The 18,438-nt window shown below is 59.0% G+C and carries 18 protein-coding genes and 1 tRNA gene; 9 read left to right on the plus strand and 10 right to left on the minus strand.

The genetic code is table 11. The features are described from left to right. The first annotated feature begins 166 nt into the window (after positions 1-166). Positions 167-568 (plus strand): hypothetical protein, encoded by a 402-nt coding sequence (locus SIB56_RS01965; protein ID WP_413324934.1) that lies wholly within the window; start codon positions 167-169, stop codon positions 566-568. Further along, positions 552-1,247 carry an RluA family pseudouridine synthase gene (locus SIB56_RS01970; RefSeq protein WP_413324936.1) on the plus strand — a complete coding sequence of 232 codons (696 nt, stop codon included), beginning with the start codon at positions 552-554 and terminating at the stop codon, positions 1,245-1,247. The genes SIB56_RS01965 and SIB56_RS01970 overlap by 17 nt, the downstream gene beginning before the upstream one ends. Here the strand turns inward: SIB56_RS01970 and SIB56_RS01975 are convergent. Then, complete coding sequence (locus tag SIB56_RS01975) at positions 1,211-3,325, minus strand: HDIG domain-containing metalloprotein (RefSeq protein ID WP_413324937.1); 2,115 nt, start codon at positions 3,323-3,325, stop codon at positions 1,211-1,213. The two genes, SIB56_RS01970 and SIB56_RS01975, sit on opposite strands and share 37 nt — an antisense overlap. A gap of 59 nt (positions 3,326-3,384) precedes the next feature. On the opposite strand from SIB56_RS01975, the gene folD reads away from it, so the two are divergent. From folD to SIB56_RS01995, 4 genes are read left to right on the plus strand one after another with little or no spacing between them, the layout of a single operon-like run. Then, complete coding sequence (folD, locus tag SIB56_RS01980; RefSeq protein WP_413324938.1) at positions 3,385-4,266, plus strand: bifunctional methylenetetrahydrofolate dehydrogenase/methenyltetrahydrofolate cyclohydrolase FolD; 882 nt, start codon at positions 3,385-3,387, stop codon at positions 4,264-4,266. 53 nt (positions 4,267-4,319) lie between these two features. After that, on the plus strand, positions 4,320-5,258 hold the full coding sequence (gene crtE / locus SIB56_RS01985; RefSeq protein ID WP_413324939.1) for a geranylgeranyl diphosphate synthase CrtE: 939 nt from the start codon (positions 4,320-4,322) through the stop codon (positions 5,256-5,258). Positions 5,259-5,260: 2 nt separating this feature from the next. Beyond that, complete coding sequence (locus SIB56_RS01990; protein ID WP_413324940.1) at positions 5,261-5,767, plus strand: divergent PAP2 family protein; 507 nt, start codon at positions 5,261-5,263, stop codon at positions 5,765-5,767. Continuing rightward, positions 5,764-7,254: an ATP-dependent DNA helicase gene (locus SIB56_RS01995; RefSeq protein WP_413324941.1), complete on the plus strand. Its 1,491-nt coding sequence runs from the start codon at positions 5,764-5,766 to the stop codon at positions 7,252-7,254. The genes SIB56_RS01990 and SIB56_RS01995 overlap by 4 nt, the downstream gene beginning before the upstream one ends. A gap of 43 nt (positions 7,255-7,297) precedes the next feature. On the opposite strand, the gene SIB56_RS02000 is transcribed toward SIB56_RS01995, so the two are convergent. From SIB56_RS02000 to SIB56_RS02030, 7 genes are all read right to left on the minus strand, one after another. Further along, positions 7,298-7,984 carry a GAP family protein gene (locus SIB56_RS02000; protein WP_413324942.1) on the minus strand — a complete coding sequence of 229 codons (687 nt, stop codon included), beginning with the start codon at positions 7,982-7,984 and terminating at the stop codon, positions 7,298-7,300. Then, complete coding sequence (locus tag SIB56_RS02005; RefSeq protein WP_413324943.1) at positions 7,984-8,577, minus strand: histidine phosphatase family protein; 594 nt, start codon at positions 8,575-8,577, stop codon at positions 7,984-7,986. The genes SIB56_RS02000 and SIB56_RS02005 overlap by 1 nt, the downstream gene beginning before the upstream one ends. Before the next feature lie 86 nt (positions 8,578-8,663). Then, positions 8,664-9,017 carry an acylphosphatase gene (locus SIB56_RS02010; protein WP_413324944.1) on the minus strand — a complete coding sequence of 118 codons (354 nt, stop codon included), beginning with the start codon at positions 9,015-9,017 and terminating at the stop codon, positions 8,664-8,666. Continuing rightward, on the minus strand, positions 8,966-10,363 hold the full coding sequence (locus SIB56_RS02015) for a cobyrinate a,c-diamide synthase (RefSeq protein ID WP_413324945.1): 1,398 nt from the start codon (positions 10,361-10,363) through the stop codon (positions 8,966-8,968). The genes SIB56_RS02010 and SIB56_RS02015 overlap by 52 nt, the downstream gene beginning before the upstream one ends. 42 nt (positions 10,364-10,405) lie before the next feature. Continuing rightward, positions 10,406-11,689, minus strand: a complete 1,284-nt coding sequence (locus SIB56_RS02020) for a glucose-6-phosphate dehydrogenase assembly protein OpcA (RefSeq protein WP_413324946.1) — start codon at positions 11,687-11,689, stop codon at positions 10,406-10,408. A gap of 45 nt (positions 11,690-11,734) precedes the next feature. Then, on the minus strand, positions 11,735-13,258 hold the full coding sequence (gene zwf, locus SIB56_RS02025) for a glucose-6-phosphate dehydrogenase (protein ID WP_413324948.1): 1,524 nt from the start codon (positions 13,256-13,258) through the stop codon (positions 11,735-11,737). Positions 13,259-13,416: 158 nt separating this feature from the next. After that, the gene (locus SIB56_RS02030; protein ID WP_413324949.1) at positions 13,417-14,727 is read right to left on the minus strand and encodes an FAD-binding oxidoreductase; all 1,311 of its coding nucleotides are present in this window, start codon (positions 14,725-14,727) and stop codon (positions 13,417-13,419) included. 157 nt (positions 14,728-14,884) lie between these two features. Between SIB56_RS02030 and SIB56_RS02035 the strand changes: the two genes are divergently transcribed. Further along, the gene (locus tag SIB56_RS02035) at positions 14,885-15,412 is read left to right on the plus strand and encodes an SRPBCC family protein (protein ID WP_413324950.1); all 528 of its coding nucleotides are present in this window, start codon (positions 14,885-14,887) and stop codon (positions 15,410-15,412) included. A gap of 120 nt (positions 15,413-15,532) precedes the next feature. Here SIB56_RS02035 and SIB56_RS02040 read toward each other — a convergent pair. Then, positions 15,533-15,605: transfer RNA gene (locus SIB56_RS02040), tRNA-Glu, on the minus strand. A 41-nt stretch (positions 15,606-15,646) separates the two neighbouring features. Next, complete coding sequence (locus SIB56_RS02045; RefSeq protein ID WP_413324951.1) at positions 15,647-16,798, minus strand: histidine kinase; 1,152 nt, start codon at positions 16,796-16,798, stop codon at positions 15,647-15,649. Positions 16,799-16,901: 103 nt separating this feature from the next. Between SIB56_RS02045 and SIB56_RS02050 the strand changes: the two genes are divergently transcribed. Continuing rightward, entirely contained in the window at positions 16,902-17,477 is a 576-nt protein-coding gene (locus tag SIB56_RS02050; protein WP_413324953.1) for a hypothetical protein, read from the plus strand. A 123-nt stretch (positions 17,478-17,600) separates the two neighbouring features. Further along, positions 17,601-18,116 (plus strand): hypothetical protein, encoded by a 516-nt coding sequence (locus SIB56_RS02055; RefSeq protein ID WP_413324954.1) that lies wholly within the window; start codon positions 17,601-17,603, stop codon positions 18,114-18,116. Positions 18,117-18,438: the final 322 nt, after the last annotated feature.

Here is an 18,438-nt window from a genome sequence, read left to right on the forward strand (position 1 = left end):
AGAAACCCGTTACAGCGATCACAGGGCCGATCCTCTTGCCATCGCTGGATTGCTCTCCTGCCGGCCAGCCTGGAAACGGTTCTGGATGAGGATGCCGGACCAGGTGGAGATGCTGCAGTTGCGTAGTGCTCGGACCTTACGGTGTGCAGATGTGTGGCATCTCTCCATGGGTCCGCGGCTGAACGGCTACTGGTTGATGACCTGGCTCGGTCTGGTGGCCAATCTCATCGCCTTGCCATTGATCGGTCTGCTCGCATTCCGTGAAGAGGGGTCCTCCGGAATCGCAGTCACCAACATTTCCCTTGCCTTTTCACTGGCCTGGCCCGCCGCGATCGTCGGCATCGTGGCTTCGGCAGGTCTGCTGGCGCAGCGACGCTGGGGTGTGGTCCTTGCCATTGTGGCCCTGTCGATGAGCCTTGCGGGAACACTCCCTTACGGCATCACCCGCCTGGCACTCGGTCTTGAGCCCCAGACCATGGGGTTGTGGCCTGTTCTGCTCGGAGTGATCAACGTTCTGGCGCTGATCTACTGGTGCCGGCCAGCACACCGGCGTGGTGTCAGGCTTTGAGTCCCTGGCTGAGGAGCTGTATCAGCGTGCTGGCTGTTCGCTTGTGCTGCAGCGTCCGCAGTATCTGGTGGTCGATAAACCCTCAGGGCTGCTGAGCCAGCCGGGTCTTGGTGACCATCAACGCGATTCCCTGATCAGCCGACTTCAGGCCTGCTGCCCCGAGCTGCGATTGGTCCATCGTCTGGATCGGGATACCTCGGGACTCATTCTTGTCGCGACAAGCCCTGAAAATCTTCAATCTCTCAGTGCCCTGTTCGCCGCTCGCAGGGTGCAGAAGCTGTATGTCGCTGATGTTTTAAGGCCTTTACCGGGCAGGCGCGGAAGCCTTCGCTATCCACTGGCACGACTGCAGCGCCAGCCACCGATGTATGGCCCGCACCCCCGCGGCAAGCCCTGTTGCACGCTCTGGCGCAGCTGGACGTCGTCACCGGATTGCAGGCGGCTGTGGTTAAGGCCTCTGACCGGCCGTTCTCATCAGTTGCGAGCGCATCTTGCCGCCGCTGGAGCTCCGATCTGCGCAGATCCGATCTATGCCCCCTCAGCCTGCGAGGGCCCCATGCATCTGCAAGCTCATGCTCTGAGTTTCCAGGACCCGTTCGATCAGCAGCGCGTGCGCGTTCGTGCCGAGCTTCCCGGCTGGGCTCAGGCGGAGAAACTGCGCTTGGCGGGTATGGGATAAGGAATGCGGCGATGACGCATCCGTCTCCAGACACGCACGAACGACTGCATCACCAGTTCAAGTTCAGCCCGACTGAGGCTGCTCTGTCTGAGTTGGCCGTCGCTGATTCGCGCCTCGACAATTCGTTTCACCGTGTCTCGGGCTTCCTGATCACTCGTGTCCGGTGGCAGTGACCGCAGGGCGGCCTCGCAGCCATCCGCCAGCATCATGATTCCTGTCTCTTTGGATCGAGGCGTCGGACCGTGATAGCGGAATCGCTTCTCGGAGATTTGAGGATTCTGTTGACGCGCCTGATGGAGGAAATACCCCATGCGCAATGTGCCCTGATGTTCAGGGATGAAGTCGGCGATCGGACGCGGCAGCCGATGGCGTCTGGCCAGTTTCAGACCTTCATCAACATGGGCCTGCAGAACTCCCGCACTGGCCAGAGGGTCGTTCAGCCTGGTGTGGGGGTTCTCGTCGCTGGTCTGGTTTTCGATGAACCAGTCGGGTGCATGAAGCTTGCCCACATCGTGATAAAGGGCCCCTGTTCTGATCAGGTCCACATCGGCGCCGATCGAGCGTGCGCCCTCCTCGGCCAGTCCGCAGATCATCAGTGTGTGTTCGAAGGTGCCTGGGGCTTCGGAAGAGAGTCGTCGCAGCAAAGGACGCTCCTGATCGGCAAGTTCCATCAGGCGAGCTCTAGTCAGCAACCCGAAGGAGCTCTCCAGCAGTGGAATCACCAGGATTGCCAGCATCATCAACAACCCGAGCAGCAGGGCCTCTGAGGCGAGTTCGCCTGAATCGGCAGGCAGGCGAATCCATGAACCTGCGAGTGATTGCCCCTCCCCACTGGTCAGAGCCAGCTCGGCCAGCCAGGCACCCACAGGCAGCAGGACGGCGAGTTGCAGCAGCTGGGCTCTGCTGCGTAATCGACCTGCTTGCAGTGCCGCAACAGTCCCGGTGGCGGCGGCAATCAGCAGGCGTCCCTCGCCTAGGCCCGTGACCGGGGTGGGCCAGAGCAGACTGGCAACGGCCATCCAGGCCAATGCACTGGTTGTTCCCAGACCCTGGGCAAGAAGCAGCGTGGGTGGCACGAGCACCGCCAGAGGGCTCACGGCGGCTCCGAACCAGAGCTTGCTGGACTGGCTCAGCAGCAGCAGCCCCAGAGCCAGAAGGCCATGAGGGGCCTCAAGGCAGGGGCGTTCCCGGCGCATGACCAATAGCAGCACTCCGCAACTGGCCAGCGACTCGGTGAAACGGACGATCCAGATGCCCAGCTTCGGACGGCGATTCACCATTCCGAAGAAATCGAGCACGTCGTAGGCCTGAGAGCTGATCGACTCCCCTTTGCGCGTGATCAGGTCTCCCTTGCTCACCTCGATGGTGGGGATCCCCTGTTGGGTGATCAGCTCCTCGATCAGACGCTGGCTGCGCAGTGGATCGGTCTGAAGGTTGCTGGCTCCCTGAAGCGTCGTGGTCAGCACTTTGCTGCCCAGGCTGCGGCCAGGCTCCTCACCGGTGCTCAGGTCCTGGAGCTGCAGTTCGCTTGCCCGTTGAAGCTGCTCCAGTGCAAGGGTGTTGACAAGGCCCTGACTGAGCATTCGCTCGAGCGCCCTGCGTACGGCCATGTCCCAGTCACGACGCTCATCCTGAGTGCGTTTCTCCAGCCATAGCTGCTCCTGCCCGGACAGATTCACCGGACCGATCCGCTCGGCGGCGTCGCTGTTGGCGACCCGCTCCAGTTCGCTCAGATGGCGCTCCAGCCGCATGCGGATTTGCTCGGTCTCCTGCGGATCGAGAACCTGCACGAACGTGCTGGATCCCAGGCTTGAACGCCTCTGTTCCAGGGCTTCGCTGTCGACAACCCGTGCATCCTTCGGTGCCTTCGCGTCGAAGGGAGCCGCCAGACCTGGTCGCAGGTCAGGCTCAACCAGCCAGGGCCAGCTCGAAACCAGCGCCACGAGAACACAGAGAATCAGCAGGAAACCTTTCTGCAGCCGGTTCCAGCGCAGCACCGGCCGGCGTGGTGATTCGCTCCTCAGCCAGGACCTCCAGAGACGTGCAAGGCGATGCGAACGCAAGTCAGCCGACGGCATCCTGCACAAACGCTAGCTCTGCTGGAGCGGCATGCTGGATTCACATGCATCGGATGGCAATGGCCCTCAGATTGGATGGCAAGGCTCTGGCCAGAACGCTTGAGCTCAGGCTGCAGTCACAGGTCCAGTCGGCGGTTCAGTCTGCCGGTCGCCCGCCGGGACTGGCTGTGCTGCGCGTCGGTGATGATCCGGCCAGCGCTGTCTATGTCGCCAACAAGGAAAAAGCCTGTGCGCGGATTGGTGTTGAGAGCTATGGATCTCATCTGCCGGCTGATGCCACATCCGACCATGTGTTGGCGGCGATCCAGGCGTTGAATAACGATGCCAGGGTTGATGGGATCCTGCTGCAGCTGCCTCTTCCGGGCGGACTCGATGAAACGCCCTTGCTGGCTGCAATTGACCCTGAAAAGGATGCTGACGGTCTGCACACCCTGAATCTGGGCCGGTTGCTGAAGGGAGAGCCTGGTCCCCGCAGCTGCACACCGGCTGGCGTCATGGCGATGCTGCGCAGTGCTGACATCGATCCCGCAGGCCAGCGTGCCGTGGTGATAGGACGCAGCATCCTGGTGGGTCAGCCGATGGCCCTGATGCTGCAGGCCGCGAATGCAACGGTCACGGTTGCTCATTCACGCACCAGGGATCTCGCAGCTCTGACGCGTCAGGCTGAGATTCTCGTTGTGGCGGCCGGTCGTCCGGAAATGCTGGGTGCTGAGCATGTCAGCCCAGGCACGGTTGTGGTGGATGTCGGGATACACCGGCGACCTGAAGGTGGGCTCTGCGGGGATGTGAGGGCAGCGGAGCTGGAGCCCATCGCCGCTGCGCTTTCACCTGTGCCGGGGGGTGTAGGCCCGATGACCGTCACCATGCTGCTTGTGAACACAGTTGTGGCCTGGTGCCGCCGTCATGGAGTTGATCACGATCTGGCCGACCTGATCATCTGATGGTGTCTGCGGGGCCGCCGGCCTGACAGAATTTGGCCAGCTTTGCGCTCCCCATGACCGCCACGGCGACCAGCCCTGAAGGCGTTCCTTCACCGGGTGAGCCTCATCAGAATTTTGATTTCAAGGCCTACCTGAATCAGGCCAGGGAACGGGTTGAAACGGCTCTGGATGAGTCGATGGGTCCGGAACGGCCGGAATCTCTCAGAGATGCGATGCGTTACTCCCTGCTGGCGGGTGGAAAGCGGCTGCGCCCGATTCTCTGTCTTGCCGCCTGTGAGCTGGTGGGTGGCGATGCCTCAAAGGCCATGCCGACGGCGGTTGCGCTGGAAATGATTCACACCATGTCGCTGATCCATGACGATCTGCCGGCGATGGATAACGACGATCTGAGGCGGGGTCGGCCGACCAATCACAAGGTGTATGGCGATGCCATGGCGATCCTCGCCGGTGACGCCCTGCTCAGTCGAGCCTTCGAGATGGTGGCTGTGCGCAGTGCTGATGTGGCTGCCGAGCGACTGGTGAAGGTGGTGGGAGAGCTGGCCCTGGTTTCAGGTGCTCCTGGACTGGTGGGCGGTCAGGTGGTTGATCTGGAATGCGAGGGAAAGCAGGTCGACCTAGAGACGCTGGAGTACATCCATCTGCACAAAACCGCCGCGTTGCTCAGAGCCTGTGTGGTCACTGGCGCGCTGATCGGTGGTGCCAGTGATGCCCAGGTTCAGGCGATGCGCACCTACGCCAACGGCATCGGGCTTGCCTTCCAGATCGTGGATGACATTCTCGATGTCACTGCCAGCAGTGAGGTGCTGGGCAAGACGGCTGGTAAGGATCTTCTCGCTGACAAGACCACCTACCCGAAACTGCTGGGTCTTGAGTCCTCAAGAACCCGCGCACTCGAGTTAGTTGGCGAGGCCAAAGCCGCGCTGCAGCCCTGGAAAAACAGGGCTCAACCTCTGCTGGCTCTGGCGGATTACGTCGCCAGCAGGGATCGTTGAACATGGATGACGTCTCGCTGAGCAACCCTCTGCAGATCCTTGATAACGCTGTGCTGGCCTGGGGGCTTGCGGCGTGTGGTCTTGCCCAGCTGTCCAAGCTGCTGATTGAACTTGTGGTCCATCGCCGCTGGAGACCAGCGGTGCTGATCGAAACTGGAGGGATGCCATCTAGCCATTCGGCGCTGGTAACCGGAACGGCTGCGGCTGCGGGATGGCAGGAGGGTTTCGCGTCACCCGTGTTCGCTCTCGCCGCCACGGTCGCTTTTGTGGTGATGTACGACGCCAGTGGAGTGCGCAGAGCCGCCGGCTTCACCGCTGAACGGGTCAATGCTCTGCCTGAAACGCTCTGGGAGACAGTTGTCGAGAAACCACTCAAGGAACGTCTGGGCCATTCCCGTTTGGAGGTGCTGGTGGGAAGCCTTATCGGTCCTGCGATCGCATTGCTCGGTCTCAACTATCTGGGATCCCCATTGCAGTTGGCCCAACTGGTCGGCGAAGTGCTGGGGTGACATCCTTTCCTCATGCGGACCTGAGCCTCACCGAGGATCAGCAAAAAGCCTCAGATGCCTTCTCCGACTGGCTGCAGCAGAAGGATGCCGGTCTTCCCTTCGTGCTCAGTGGCTATGCCGGCAGTGGCAAGACATTCCTGTCGATGCGCCTGCTGAGGCAGGTCGAAAGCAGTGGTCTCTGCTGGACCGTTGTGGCTCCCACCCACAAAGCTGTCGGTGTGTTGAGGCAGGCACTCAATTTCGAAGGCCTCCAGCCCACCTGGTATCCCTCCACAATTCACCGACTGCTGCGACTGAAGCTCAAGCGTCAGGGTGATCGGGAGCTCTGCGAATCCACCGAGCAAACGGCCGCAGCGCTGGAGCATCTCGGTCTGGTGCTGATCGATGAGGCTTCGATGGTCGACAGCTCGCTGCTGTCGATTGCGTTGCAGTGTGCTCACCCGTTCAAAACGCGACTGGTGTTCGTGGGTGATCCGGCCCAGTTGCCACCGGTGGGTGAAAGCGAAAGCCCCGTGTTTGGGATGAATCGTGCTGTTTCCGCTTGCCTGCGTGAGGTTGTTCGTCACCAGGGACCTGTGCTGCAGCTCGCCAGTTGTCTGCGCGACGGCCGCCTGGCCTGCGAAGTGCCGCCGCTGCTGCCGCCTATGCGTTCGGATCTCGGCCAGGTGGGCGTGCTAAGTCGCGGCGACTGGTTATCGCGCGCCCAGGAGGGCCTGCGCCAGGCTGCAGCCTGTGACAACCCCGATTCAGCAAGGATTCTCTGTTACACCAATCGCAGGCTGGAGGCCCTGGTGCCCCATGCCCGCAGGGCCATTCACGGAGAAATGGCGGATCAGATGGCGGTGCTGCCTGGTGAGGTGTTGATCACACGCACAGCGGTGATGGCGCCTGCCTCCAGTGATGGGGGCGAAACCGGTGAGGAGCCGGATCTGGTGCTTGGCTCTAACCGAGAACTTGTGGTGGAAGACGTGACACCCGAACGCTGTGACCTGGCGGAGTTTGGGGTTGCCGGTGAAGCCCAGCTTTCACTGGCTGGTCTGGGTGTGCCGGTGATCGAGACCCTCAATGCGAAGGTTCGCAGTGGTGATCTCGAGCTCAACCTGCGACTCCAGCCTCCTCCCGGCAGCCTGGCCAGGGAGCAGCTGGATGCTCTGCTCAAGCGTCTTGCTCAGGAGGCGAGGACCGCCGGCAAACGCGGCGGACGGCCTCTCTGGCGCCGTTATTTCCTGGTGAGAGACGCTTTCGCGTCACTGGGACCTGCGGCTGTTCTCACTGTGCATCGCAGTCAGGGCAGCAGCTTTGGCGAGGTTTTCGTCGCTGATGATGTGTTTCCACGCATGCTTGAACGCCTGGCCCCCGAGAGGCAGGTGTTTCATCAACAGCTGGCGTACGTCGCTGTCAGTCGTGCCAGGCATGGGGTTTATCTGGTCGGTGACGGTCAGCGCAACGCTTCCTCATGGAGCGATGCTTTACGCGGCCTGAATTAGGAGCGACTGACTTCCCATTGCCTGACTTCACTCACTCGGGAGATCAGACCACAGTCAGGCCGCTGACGCCCTGCCAACCCAGGTAGATCCCCAGTCCGAGACTCACTCCTCCAACCAGAAGGCTGCCTCGGGCAAACAGGATCTCTTTTCCCTTCTCGAGAAGGGGAATCACCTTGTCACGTCCAATGACCACGGCCACAAACGGGGCGAGCAGAAACAGACTGGCTCCGAGAGTGAAGGCGATCAGTCCCACGGCCTCCTGCCAGGTGGGTAACTGTGCAGAGAGCACAACACCTGCTGATTTGGCAAACAGCACGATGTCGTCAGGGCTGATGACTTCGCCGATTGATCCCAGCAACAACAGCAGCGGCAGAGGCATGGCCATGAAACGGTCGATGCCCTTGGTCCAGGCCGGAGGTTCTGATCCTTCAGTGAATGATTTGATCAGCTCCCGTCCACCGATGGCGACCAGTGCTCCGCCGGCCAGCAGATCCAGACCGGTGCGGTGCTGGGAGCCATGGCTCATGTCCAGGACGAGCGAATGCCCAACCGTCACCAGCAGCGTGGCTGCGAGAAGTGTTGTGATCACCCAGCTTGCGAGAAACCATCCGCCTCGTTTGATGGGATCCGGTCCCAGGAGCAGCAGCAGGAGAACGGCGATATGAATCGGCGAGAGGCCGATGCCGGTTCCATACGCCAGAAGCTCAGCCCAGAGGGTTGTGTCACTCATCAGAAACGGCCGTTGGCAGGCGCATTCCAGCGCACGATGGCATGGTTTCCATGCTCGAAACCGAGCATGCAGACACTGCCGGTGCTCAACATCAGCAGCCGCCCGCCGATGGCCCCCAGTCCAAGCCAGGTGCCAGCCAAGGCCCGCAGAAGATGGCCGTGTGCAAACAGGGCCACATCTCCATCTCCCGGTGTTTTCAGAGCAATCCGAATAACGGTTTCACAACGTTTCTGCACGGCCGCGGCGTCTTCACCATTTGGGCAGCCATGGGTGAAGACATTCCAGTCAGGCACCGTGCGGCGGATTTCCGGAGTGGTGATCCCCTCGTAGTCGCCGTAATCCCACTCCTGCAGATCCTTCATCACAGTCATGGTCCCGCCAAGACCTCCCAGTTCACAGGTTCGACGCGCGCGTTGCAGAGGTGAGCTGAAGACAGCTGAGAAATGCTCTTGGGTCAGAACAGGAGCCAGCTGGCGTGCCTCGGTCTCTCCCTCGGGAAGCAAAGGGATGTCAGTCCTGCCTGTATGGCGTCCAATGCGGGCCCACTCCGTGGCTCCATGACGAAGGAGCCAGAGTCGGCGGTCATCGGCCATGGCCAGTAGAGGCTGTCTCTGATCAGATTGTGGCCACTCAGTTTTGATTTGGCTGCTCGCCCCAGCGCCCGATCCGTGGATCCTTGTCAGTGACGGATCTCAAACCAGTCGGCACCGGTAATGGGGATCTGGCAAGGTCTAACGAGACGAACCCTCGCTTCGCTGGGACCCTGCTCACACCAGAGCCTCAGCTCATTGAGAGGGAGTTGATCCCCTTCCGCCTGCACTTCCACCCGTCCGTCATCAAGGTTGCGCACCCAGCCGCTGAGCCCGAGTTCCATCGCCCTTCGTCGACAGGCCTGACGGAAGCCCACTCCCTGAACGGTGCCCTCCACGAGAAAACGCCAGCGTTCCTGAAGCGTGGCGGAACGCTGGCGCGTGCTGCGTGTCACGAAACGACGACGTTCCGCCTCGCTGCGGAGCCGAGCGCGGTGCGCCATCGGCAGGGGATCATCGAGGATCCTGCCCAGTGGAGGTGGACCCAGCTTGCGTGGAGATTGGGCAGGTTCCATCCCTCGGCTCTCCTCTCAACTTTCCAACCTTCAACCTGCCACAGCGGACCACGGCTGCCAACGCTTTCATCGGATTCGCCGCTCAACTGCCAGCGGTGGAATTCATGGCCCCTGAGTGTGTCCCCCTGACGTAACAGCAGACTGTCGCTGCAAGCCTCAAGTGTTCTGTAGCCCACCTGCAGTCGTCCTCGTCTGGCCTCAAATGGCAGAACACCAGCCATGGCATGCAGTTCTCCGACCGGGTCGGCCAGTTTTCGGCCCAGCAACAGCATCCCTCCGCATTCGGCGTAGACGGGCTTGTGGCGAATCCATTCACGCAGCGCTGAGAGGGTTGTCTTGCACTGACTCAGTCTCTCTGCATGCAGTTCTGGGAATCCACCGGGCAGGATTAGGCCGCACGCCTCAGCTGGTGGAGAGGCATCGCTCAAGGGACTCCATGGCAGAACAGGCATCCCCAGCACCTCCAGACACTCCTGCATCTCCGGGTAGCGGAAGTGAAAGGCCTCGTCCTGAGCGACGGCCACTGGCAGAGAGCAGTCCTGCCCGGGGGTGTTCAGTGCCGGTGAGAAAACGGTTCGGATCGGATCCGAGCCTGGCTTCGGTGCCTGGAGCAGCCTGCTGAACTCCTTTATTTCCAGGTGTCGTTCCGCCAGGGAGGCCCATTTCCCCACTCGTTTCCCCAGGGCGTTCAGTTCATGGGCTGGAGCGAGACCCAGATGCCGGTTTGGCAGCTCCAGGCTGGGATCCGCCGGCAGGCAGCCGAGGCAACGCACATCGATGTCCATGAGCACGTCTTCGAGCAGTTCCCGATGCCTGGCGCTGCTGACGCGATTGAGAACCACTCCCGCAAGGTTGATGCGTGGATCCTGATCCCGGAATCCCCGCACCAGAGCTCCGAGAGAGCGTGCCTGACCGCCGGCATCCACCATCAGCACAACAGGAAGTCCGAGCTGCAAGGCCACGTCGGCCGTACTGCCCTCAGAGCTCGCTCCAATGCCGTCGAACAGCCCCATCACGCCCTCCACGAGGGCCATGTCACAACGACCGCCGTAGCCATTGAAGCTGAGTTGAACCCAGTCTTCGCCACAAAGTGGCAGGTCAAGATTTCTGCAGGGCCTTCTCGCAGCAAGTGAAAGCAGCTGCGGGTCGAGGTAATCGGGACCGACCTTGAAAGGCTGAATGGTCTGTCCGTCCTGGCGGGCCCAGGCAATCAGGCAGAGGCTGAGCAGGGTTTTTCCGCTGCCGCTGGCCGGAGCAGCGATCATGCAGGCCATGGAATGGGCGGAGCGACTGGAAAGGCCCCGCTCAGCGGGGGTTCAGCTGATCAGCTTGGCAGCAAGCGGTGCAGCAGCGGCCAGAAGAGGATTGGTGGAGTCATGGCCGCCTTCCAGCTGGCGAGAAACGTCCGCCTCCACAGGAGAATGCTGCACGGGCACGACCTCTTCAATGAGCTCCATGCTGGCCATGCCACCGGCTTCCAGCCGCATGCAGCCGCCTGACTCGGCGCAGAGAATCACGCAGATCGCTGGCTGATGCTCAGGCTTGCAGATCAGGCGCAGCCCCACGATCTGCCCTGGATGGATGCTTGGTTGTCCCATCGGCACCGGTGACACACGCATCTGAACCTCGGTTCCGTCAGTGCGCTGGAAGCTGGTGCTGATGCTCTTGTCGGAATTGTGTTGTGTGTGCTTCAGCTTCCAGCCCAGACGATCAGCAATCCAGGATCCAAGCAGCAGTCCCTGCACAGGATGATCCCCTTCGACATCGATATCGAGCTGGATGACGTGACCCAGGGCATCGCGGCGATGGGGTGGGTCAAACACCATGGCCAGGGTCTGATGCCAGCTGCCGAGCCTGAGCCAGTTGAGATCATTGACCGCTTGCCCTGCTTCGATCCTGGAGGCCAGCAGATTGAGACAGAAACGTGGATCGCCCAGCGCGGAATCGAGAATCAATCGCCGGGGTGAACTGGCCAGTTGTTGAAGGAGCTCTGGGGCTTCATCCAGTGCTCCGTTCCACCACACCCAGGAGGGGAGCTCCTCCGGCAACAGCGGGTCAAGGATCGCCAGTCCCTGCTGCAGCGCCGGTTTCCCTCCGCGCAACACGACCACATCTCCACACGCGACTGTCCCACCCCCTTCCTCCGGCAGCGGGCAATAGGCAGCCACAAGAGTTTCCAGCGGCTGTTGCTCGTCGAGGCTCGGTGCCATGGTGATCAGGCGGCGAGGACGCAGGTTGCTGAGAGCTGCATCGACATGTTGTCCCCGCAGATCCTCACTGGTATGGCTGCCCTCCATCTGGTTGAGGCAACTGGCCACGGCCCCTGCTAGGGGAGGCGTGCTGATCGGCAGATCGCCGTCCACCACAGCCTGACGTCCTGAGGCGATCAGCTGTGCTCTCTGCACGCCGGTGATCGGTCCATCCAGGCGACCTGTGCGCACAAGCTGCTGTTCAACCCATGCCGGTTGCCAGACCAGCAGACAAAACGTGTGAGCACCGACATTGTTGGGTTGATCGCGCGACCAAAGCTGTTCCAGGTAGCCGGGCACCTCGGAGGGCGGCAGTTCGAGGGGAGTTTGAAGCGTGAGCTGGGGGGACATGGTGCAGCCTTTGGATTGGGACGGAACGTGGACAGTCGGGTCTGGTCAGGGACGTCGCCAGAGCAGGCCATCACGGGCGAGAAGTGCATCGGAAGCCGCTGGCCCCCAGGTTCTTGACTCATAGGGGTGGATAGGCAGCTGCCAGGGGCTGTCTTCGATCAGCTCAAGAAGCGGTGTGTAGAGACGCCAGGCGGCCTCCACCTCATCACTGCGTGTGAACAGCGTGGGGTCGCCGAGCATGGCATCAGCCAGCAGGCGCACATAGCCCTCATCGGAGGGCTCGCCGAACGATTCGTCGTAGGAGAACTCCATCTCCACAGGCCGGCTGCGCATGCCCGACCCAGGCGACTTCACCTCAAAACGGAATTCAGCACCTTCATCGGGTTGAATTCTCAGCACCAGCTGATTAGCGGTTGGACCGCCTCCGGCGGCATCAAACAGATGCACCGGCGCTTCCCGGAAGGTGAGCACCACTTCACTGAGTCGTTTCGGCAACCGCTTGCCGGTGCGTACGTAGAAGGGCACGCCCTGCCATCGCCAGTTGTCGATGAACAGCTTCATTGCCACATAGGTTTCCGTGGTGCTGTTTGGATCCACTCCGTGTTCCTGGCGATAGCCAGGCAATGGAGAGTCCTGGGTTCCTCCAGGTCCGTACTGACCTCGGATGCAGCAGTTCCATGGTTCATTTTCATCCGCCAGCCGAGCCGCCTGAAGAACCTTCGCCTTCTCGCTGCGGATCGCCTCAGGATCGAAGCGTCCTGGCGTTTCCATGGCCGTGATCGCCAGCATCTGGGTCAGGTGGTTCTGCACCATGTCCCTGAGGGCACCTGATGTTTCGTAGTAGCCGGCCCTTTCCTCCACACCGACGGTTTCTGCTGCCGTGATCTGAACGCTCGAGATGTAGTTCCGGTTCCAGATCGGTTCGAAAATGGTGTTGGCAAACCTCAGAACCATGATGTTCTGAACGGTTTCCTTGCCCAGGTAGTGGTCAATCCGGAAAATCTGATTTTCCTGTCCGCAGCTCTGCACCACACGATTGAGCGTCTGGGCACTGCCGTAATCCCTGCCGAAGGGCTTTTCGATCACCACTCGACTGCGTTGCGGATCCTTCAGCAGCCCCGCGTCAGCAAGAGCACGGCATCCGCTGCCGTAGAACTTCGGTGAGACCGAAAGATAGAAGGTGCGATTGCTGCGGGTCGCTCGCATCCGGTCGATCTCGTCGAGCCGATGCCCCAGCTTCACGAGATCCTCAGGGACCTGAAGATCAACCGGTTCGTAGAACATGCCGGCCGAGAACTGCTCCCAGGCCGCACGGTTCTCGTTCACTGTTGTGGGCATGGCATCCGCCATCTTCTGGCGGAATTCCTCATCACTCCAGGGCCGTCGAGCGCACCCCAGCAATGCGAATTCACTCGGCAGCCGCCGCTGTCTGTACAGCTCGAACAGAGCAGGCACCAGCTTGCGATGCGTGAGGTCACCGCTGGCCCCGAAGATCACCAGGCACTGAGGTGCGATTACTCGCTCCTGACGCAGGCCGACCCTCAGAGGGTTCGTGATCGTTGCGCTCATGACATCAGAAGCTCTGACGAAGGTTTAACCAGGAATCCCCGCGCTGACAGTGCCACAGAACATCCCGCCATGTTTTGTGGTCGTCTCGGGACAACTGATGCCCATCAAAAAACCCGCCTTTCGGCGGGCATGAGAGTGAAACAAGCGCTCGCCTGAAGTCAGTAGGTTTCGACGTGCCAGCGGTCGGCTTTCTTCAGCTGGGGACGCAGCTCGGCCCAGTCGAGACCTTTGGCAGCAGCAGCAGCGGTCATGGCCTCGTCGATACCAGGTTCCATCCCCTTAAGACCACAGATGTAGACGTGCGTCTTGGAATCTTCGATCAGGGCGAAGATTTCGTCAGCATGTTCCAGAACACGATCCTGGATGTACATCCGACCACCTTTGGTGTTCTTCTGCTCGCGGCTGATTGCCTTGGTGTAGCGGAAGTTGTCTGGGAATTCGGACTGATACTGCTCGAAGTCATCGTCATAAAGAAGGTTGGGAGTCTTGGGTGCTCCCATGAACAGCCAGGCTTTCCCTTTATATTTCCAGCCGTTCTTCTTGCGTTCAGAGGATTCGAACATCCGTCGCAGATAAGTGCGCATCGGTGCAATGCCTGTACCGGTGGCCAGCATGATCACGTTGCAATCCTCTTCCTCAGGAAGAAGCATCTCTTTGCCGACAGGTCCGGTGATTTTCACTTTGTCGCCGGGCTTGATATCACAGAGAAAGGTGGAGCAGACCCCCTTGATCTCTTCACCTGCCTCGTTTTGGTACTCGAGCTGACGCACACAGAGCGATACTGTTTTACCAGCCATATCGTCGCCGTGACGCGTGCTGGCGATTGAATAGAGACGAATTTTGTGTGGCTTTCCTTTCGCATCGGTTCCTTCGGGAATGATGCCGATCGACTGCCCCTCCACATAATCGAGATGTGGTTCACCACCGCTCAGGTCGAAGGTGATGTGCTGAACGCGCCCGATGGCACCTTCCTCAAGGAGGCTGTAGTTCTCGAGAACAGTGCCGATGAAGGGAGTTTTGGGTTTGTAGATGTTGACAGGAACCGCTTGGTGAGCCGGCTTTGCAGGAGCTTTGGAAGCGTCCACTTTGGTTACAGGCTTGGTGGGAGTTTTTGATGCAGCTGTTTTGGAAGCAGGCTTTGCGGGTGCTTTGGTGGCAACCGCTTTCTTAACCTGTTTGGCGGACCTCTTTGAGGCAGATGCCTTTGAGGACGATGCCTTCTCAGCAGCAGCTTTGGTGCTTGTAGCTTTTGTAGCCTGCACTCCCGCTGTGGTCGGCTCATTGTTGGGAATCACAGACTGAATTCTTCCGCCCCGACCATTGATGGCCTGAACGGTGGTCTGCAGTCGGTCGTAGGAAACAGTGACTCGCTCTTCAGAGCGCACGTGTTTGCCGGCTTGTTGCCAGACAACGACCAGCGTGAACATCCGTTCGTTGTAGGTGCTGGCACACGCTGAGCTGACACGCATTGGTAGACGCTTTGCTTTTAGAAGGCGTGATCATAGGCGTGTCGATCAACCCGAAGTTCAAGCCGTCAGTGCTTTCACATCACATTGCTGGCTGGCCTCCAGCATGACTTTCATAGGATTCCGTTGTTACCTTTCACTGGTTGATTTCGCCATTTCCTTGACGACTCTTCAGCGCTCCACCAGAGGTCGTCATCAGACGATTGAGCAGACCATTGAGCGTCTGCCTCAAGGGGTGCGTCGTTTGGCAGTTCAACTGCGTACCGATCAGACAGTTGATCACCTCTGGCAGGTGCTGACTGATTACGAAGGGCTCAGTGACTTCATACCCAATCTCAGCAGCAGCAAGCTGATTGAACGGTCCGGCAATCAGGTCACCCTTGCCCAGATCGGCAGTCAGCAGCTTGTGTTAGGCCTGAAATTCTCTGCAGAAGTGAAGCTTGAACTCACCGAGCACCGTCCTGAGGGATTGCTCCAGTTCAGAATGCTCAAAGGAGATTTCCGGCGTTTCGAGGGTGCCTGGCGACTCCAGGCTGTTCCGGATCAAACACTTGTTTTTTATGAACTCACTGTTCAGGGCTGTTTAGGTATGCCTGTGGCTCTGATCGAACAACGGCTTCAGCAGGATCTCAATGACAATCTCCTCGCTGTTGAGGAAGAAACCATTCGACGGTTCACTGAGGATTGAGCAAATCTTCCTGAATTTTCTTAGTTTGCAGGTGTGGAATGAGCTTGCCAGTTAATTATCAATTGTCATAAAAAAACATTCAACAGAGCAATTTGGTGCCCCTGAAAGGCCAACAATCAATACCCCCAAGGGGATTCGAACCCCTGTCGCCTCCGTGAAAGGGAGGTGTCCTAGGCCTCTAGACGATGGGGGCGAGGCCGTGCTCTCAGGTGTACTCCCGGGCACCGAATGAAATTACGGTTCCGACTGACCCTCCGTCAAGGCAGCGGCCAATCTCTCCTGCCCCTGACCCTGCCAGACGGGGACATTGAAGGTGAAGCAGGCTCCCTTCCCTGGTTCAGAGACAACCCAGATGCGTCCGCCATGAACTTCAACGATTCTGCGGCAGACCGAGAGCCCTACTCCGAAGCCCGATGTTCCGCCTGAGGTCTGCGGCAGACGCACTCGGTCGAGAAAGATGCGTTGCTGTTCGGCCTCGGGGATCCCCGGGCCGCTGTCGCTCACACTCACCTGAACCCACTGACTGGTGCGATGCACCATGGCAAGTGAAATCGTGCCCCCATCCTGGGTGTATTTGAGTGCGTTTTCCAGAAGATTGAGCAGCACCTGTCGCATGCGCCGTTGGTCGGCGAAGACGAGTGGCAGATCGGCTGGGATATCGGTGTGAATGGTGACATCCCTTCCAAGCCAGAGCTTTTCCAGTTCAAGAATCGCCTCTGCGGCAACGCTGGCCAGATCCAGTCTTTGAGGATTAAACAGAGCTTCCCAGCGCGTGCTGCCAACCTCCAGGAGATCCTTGGAAAGAGCTGCGATTTCATCGAGGCGCCGTTTCAGCACATCGCGGAAACGATTGAGATCGATCTGGCCTAGTTGCTGACTCTGCAGTGCCAGTGTGGCCGCCGTGAGCGGGGTGCGCAGTTCGTGGGCCACCATTCTCAGCAGGCGTTCCTGGGATTGCAGTCGGTCAATCAGCGTTTCATTTTCCTGGCGGAGAACCAGTAGCTGGTCCTCCAGTTGAAGTTCGCGCTGCGTACGGCTTCCATCCAGCTCCGTGGGCTTCAGGCTCAGGCCCAGGCCGCTCACCACTTCATCTTGCTGCCATCTGGGGACCCAGCCACGCAGCTGCTGGAAAATGCTGCTGCCCGCGAAAACCTGCTTCGGCATGGGCTGCAACTTCACCAGGGCTGGTGTTACAACGAGTCGGTGAAGCTCCAGCAGTTCCGGGTGCTCAACAGGATCAGCCACCTGGAGTGTCACGTCAAAACCGCAGTCCTCCTGTTCCAGGAACTGGATCAGCGAACGCAGATCACCGCTTGAGAGATGGTGACGACCTGCGACAAGGAGCAGAGTCAGCTGCTGACGTGGTGTGGGATCGATCCCGCCCACCAGGTGTTGCTCCAAAAGATGAGCCTCACCTTATGGGTTTTTGCAAAGCTCAGCAGAACCGCTAAGACGATTTTGAACAGACTGTTGTCAGTCAGGACTCTTCATGGCCCTTCTTCCTGTTGAACGCCGTGGTGCTCCACCCCCGGATGGTGAGTCCCCGGCTTCACAACGGGTTTATCTGGACAGCAATCTCAGGCGTTGGTTCGCGCGCAACCTGGGCTTGTGGCGCTCCCGACGTCAATATGTCTTCAAGAATGAGGAGGCTCTTTTCCTGGACATGATGATCCGGGTTGAGATCTTCGCAGAGTCTCGGATCGGCAAGCCTCACTACCGCATGAGCTGGTGGCCTGAACACGAAACTGATTTCTTTGATCGCAAGCCCCGTTATCAGCGTGAAGGCGTGATGGAAGCGACGTTGATGGGGCACCAGTTGCTGCGGAGCCGTGCGTACCTCGAAGAGGTCGAGTCACGCACTCGTATCCGCCAGGTGGATGAGCATGAGGTGGTGTTTGAATCGCATTTCCTTGACTGGGATGTTCAGGAATACACGCGTCTGATCGATCAGGATCGTTTCCGGTCGCGGGCGATCTACAGCTGGCAGAAAGGTGACCTTGAGATCGTGGAACATCACCATGAAACTCGTGTTGAAGATGCTTCAGCACCGATTGATTCTGAGTGAGCTGCCTCGCCTTCCGGCATTGACAAACGACTTATTTGCTGTGGAGCAACAATCTTTCAATTGCAGTGCAGCCTTGAGTCAGTGCAGTATCAAGAATTCAAGTTGCTCCGCTTTGTGTCAGAGATGGATCTTGTCGCAACAAGTTTCTGGCCATTTTCTGCTGGGATAAGGCAGCATGGTGGCGCTCCCAAAAGTCTGTCAGTGCGTATCCCCCGTCCCAGTCTTCAGCAGGCGTTCAAACCCCTTCTGCTAATTGCAGCGCTGCCTCTCAATACTTCAGTTGCATTCGCGCAAGGTGCTGGTGGTGGAGCGACGACCCCTGCCACCGCGGTGGAAATCGAGCGGATGGTTTCGGTCGCCTCGATCAATATGTGCATTTTGTCAAAAAGCAAGGTTCCGTTTGTCACAGCCATGCAGGCAAATATGGTCCCCATGGTGAGCTACATCAAGGAAGTGAATGGTTCAAAAATCGTTGGTGTAAAGAACGGTCAGGCGTTAGCCCCTGAAGAAATTGCCAATGGCTTGGCAATGCAACTCTTACCGGTTGTTGGTATTCGATGCGGTAAAGAGTTGCCTCAAGACTATAAAAAAGAGGTAACTAAAGCTGAAAAGCTTCTGAAATCGCAGTCTGGTAGTTAATTCATTTTCAAGCTGACTAGCTCAGAACCTTTTGGTGAAGAGCGGGTCAGCTCCTCAGAGCTTTGTTGAGAGTCCTATCAGTTAATACGCAGACAAAAGGTTTTATTTATTAATTAATTTATTTGGTTATTCAGGAAGAGTTTAATTTTTTCTGAATCCAATTTTTCGCCGGGTTTCATTGGAAGATATTCTTTGGCTGAGGACTTTTCATCTGTTCATTGGCATTCTTTTGTTTATCTCCGCCTGAAATCTCTGCGCGTCTCATCCGCCCAAGCCTTCTGGATATCATTTTGTGGTTGGGCTGTGGGTTTTCCCTCCCAGC

This window comes from Synechococcus sp. MIT S9503, assembly GCF_047304175.1.
GTDB lineage: Bacteria > Cyanobacteriota > Cyanobacteriia > PCC-6307 > Cyanobiaceae > Synechococcus_C.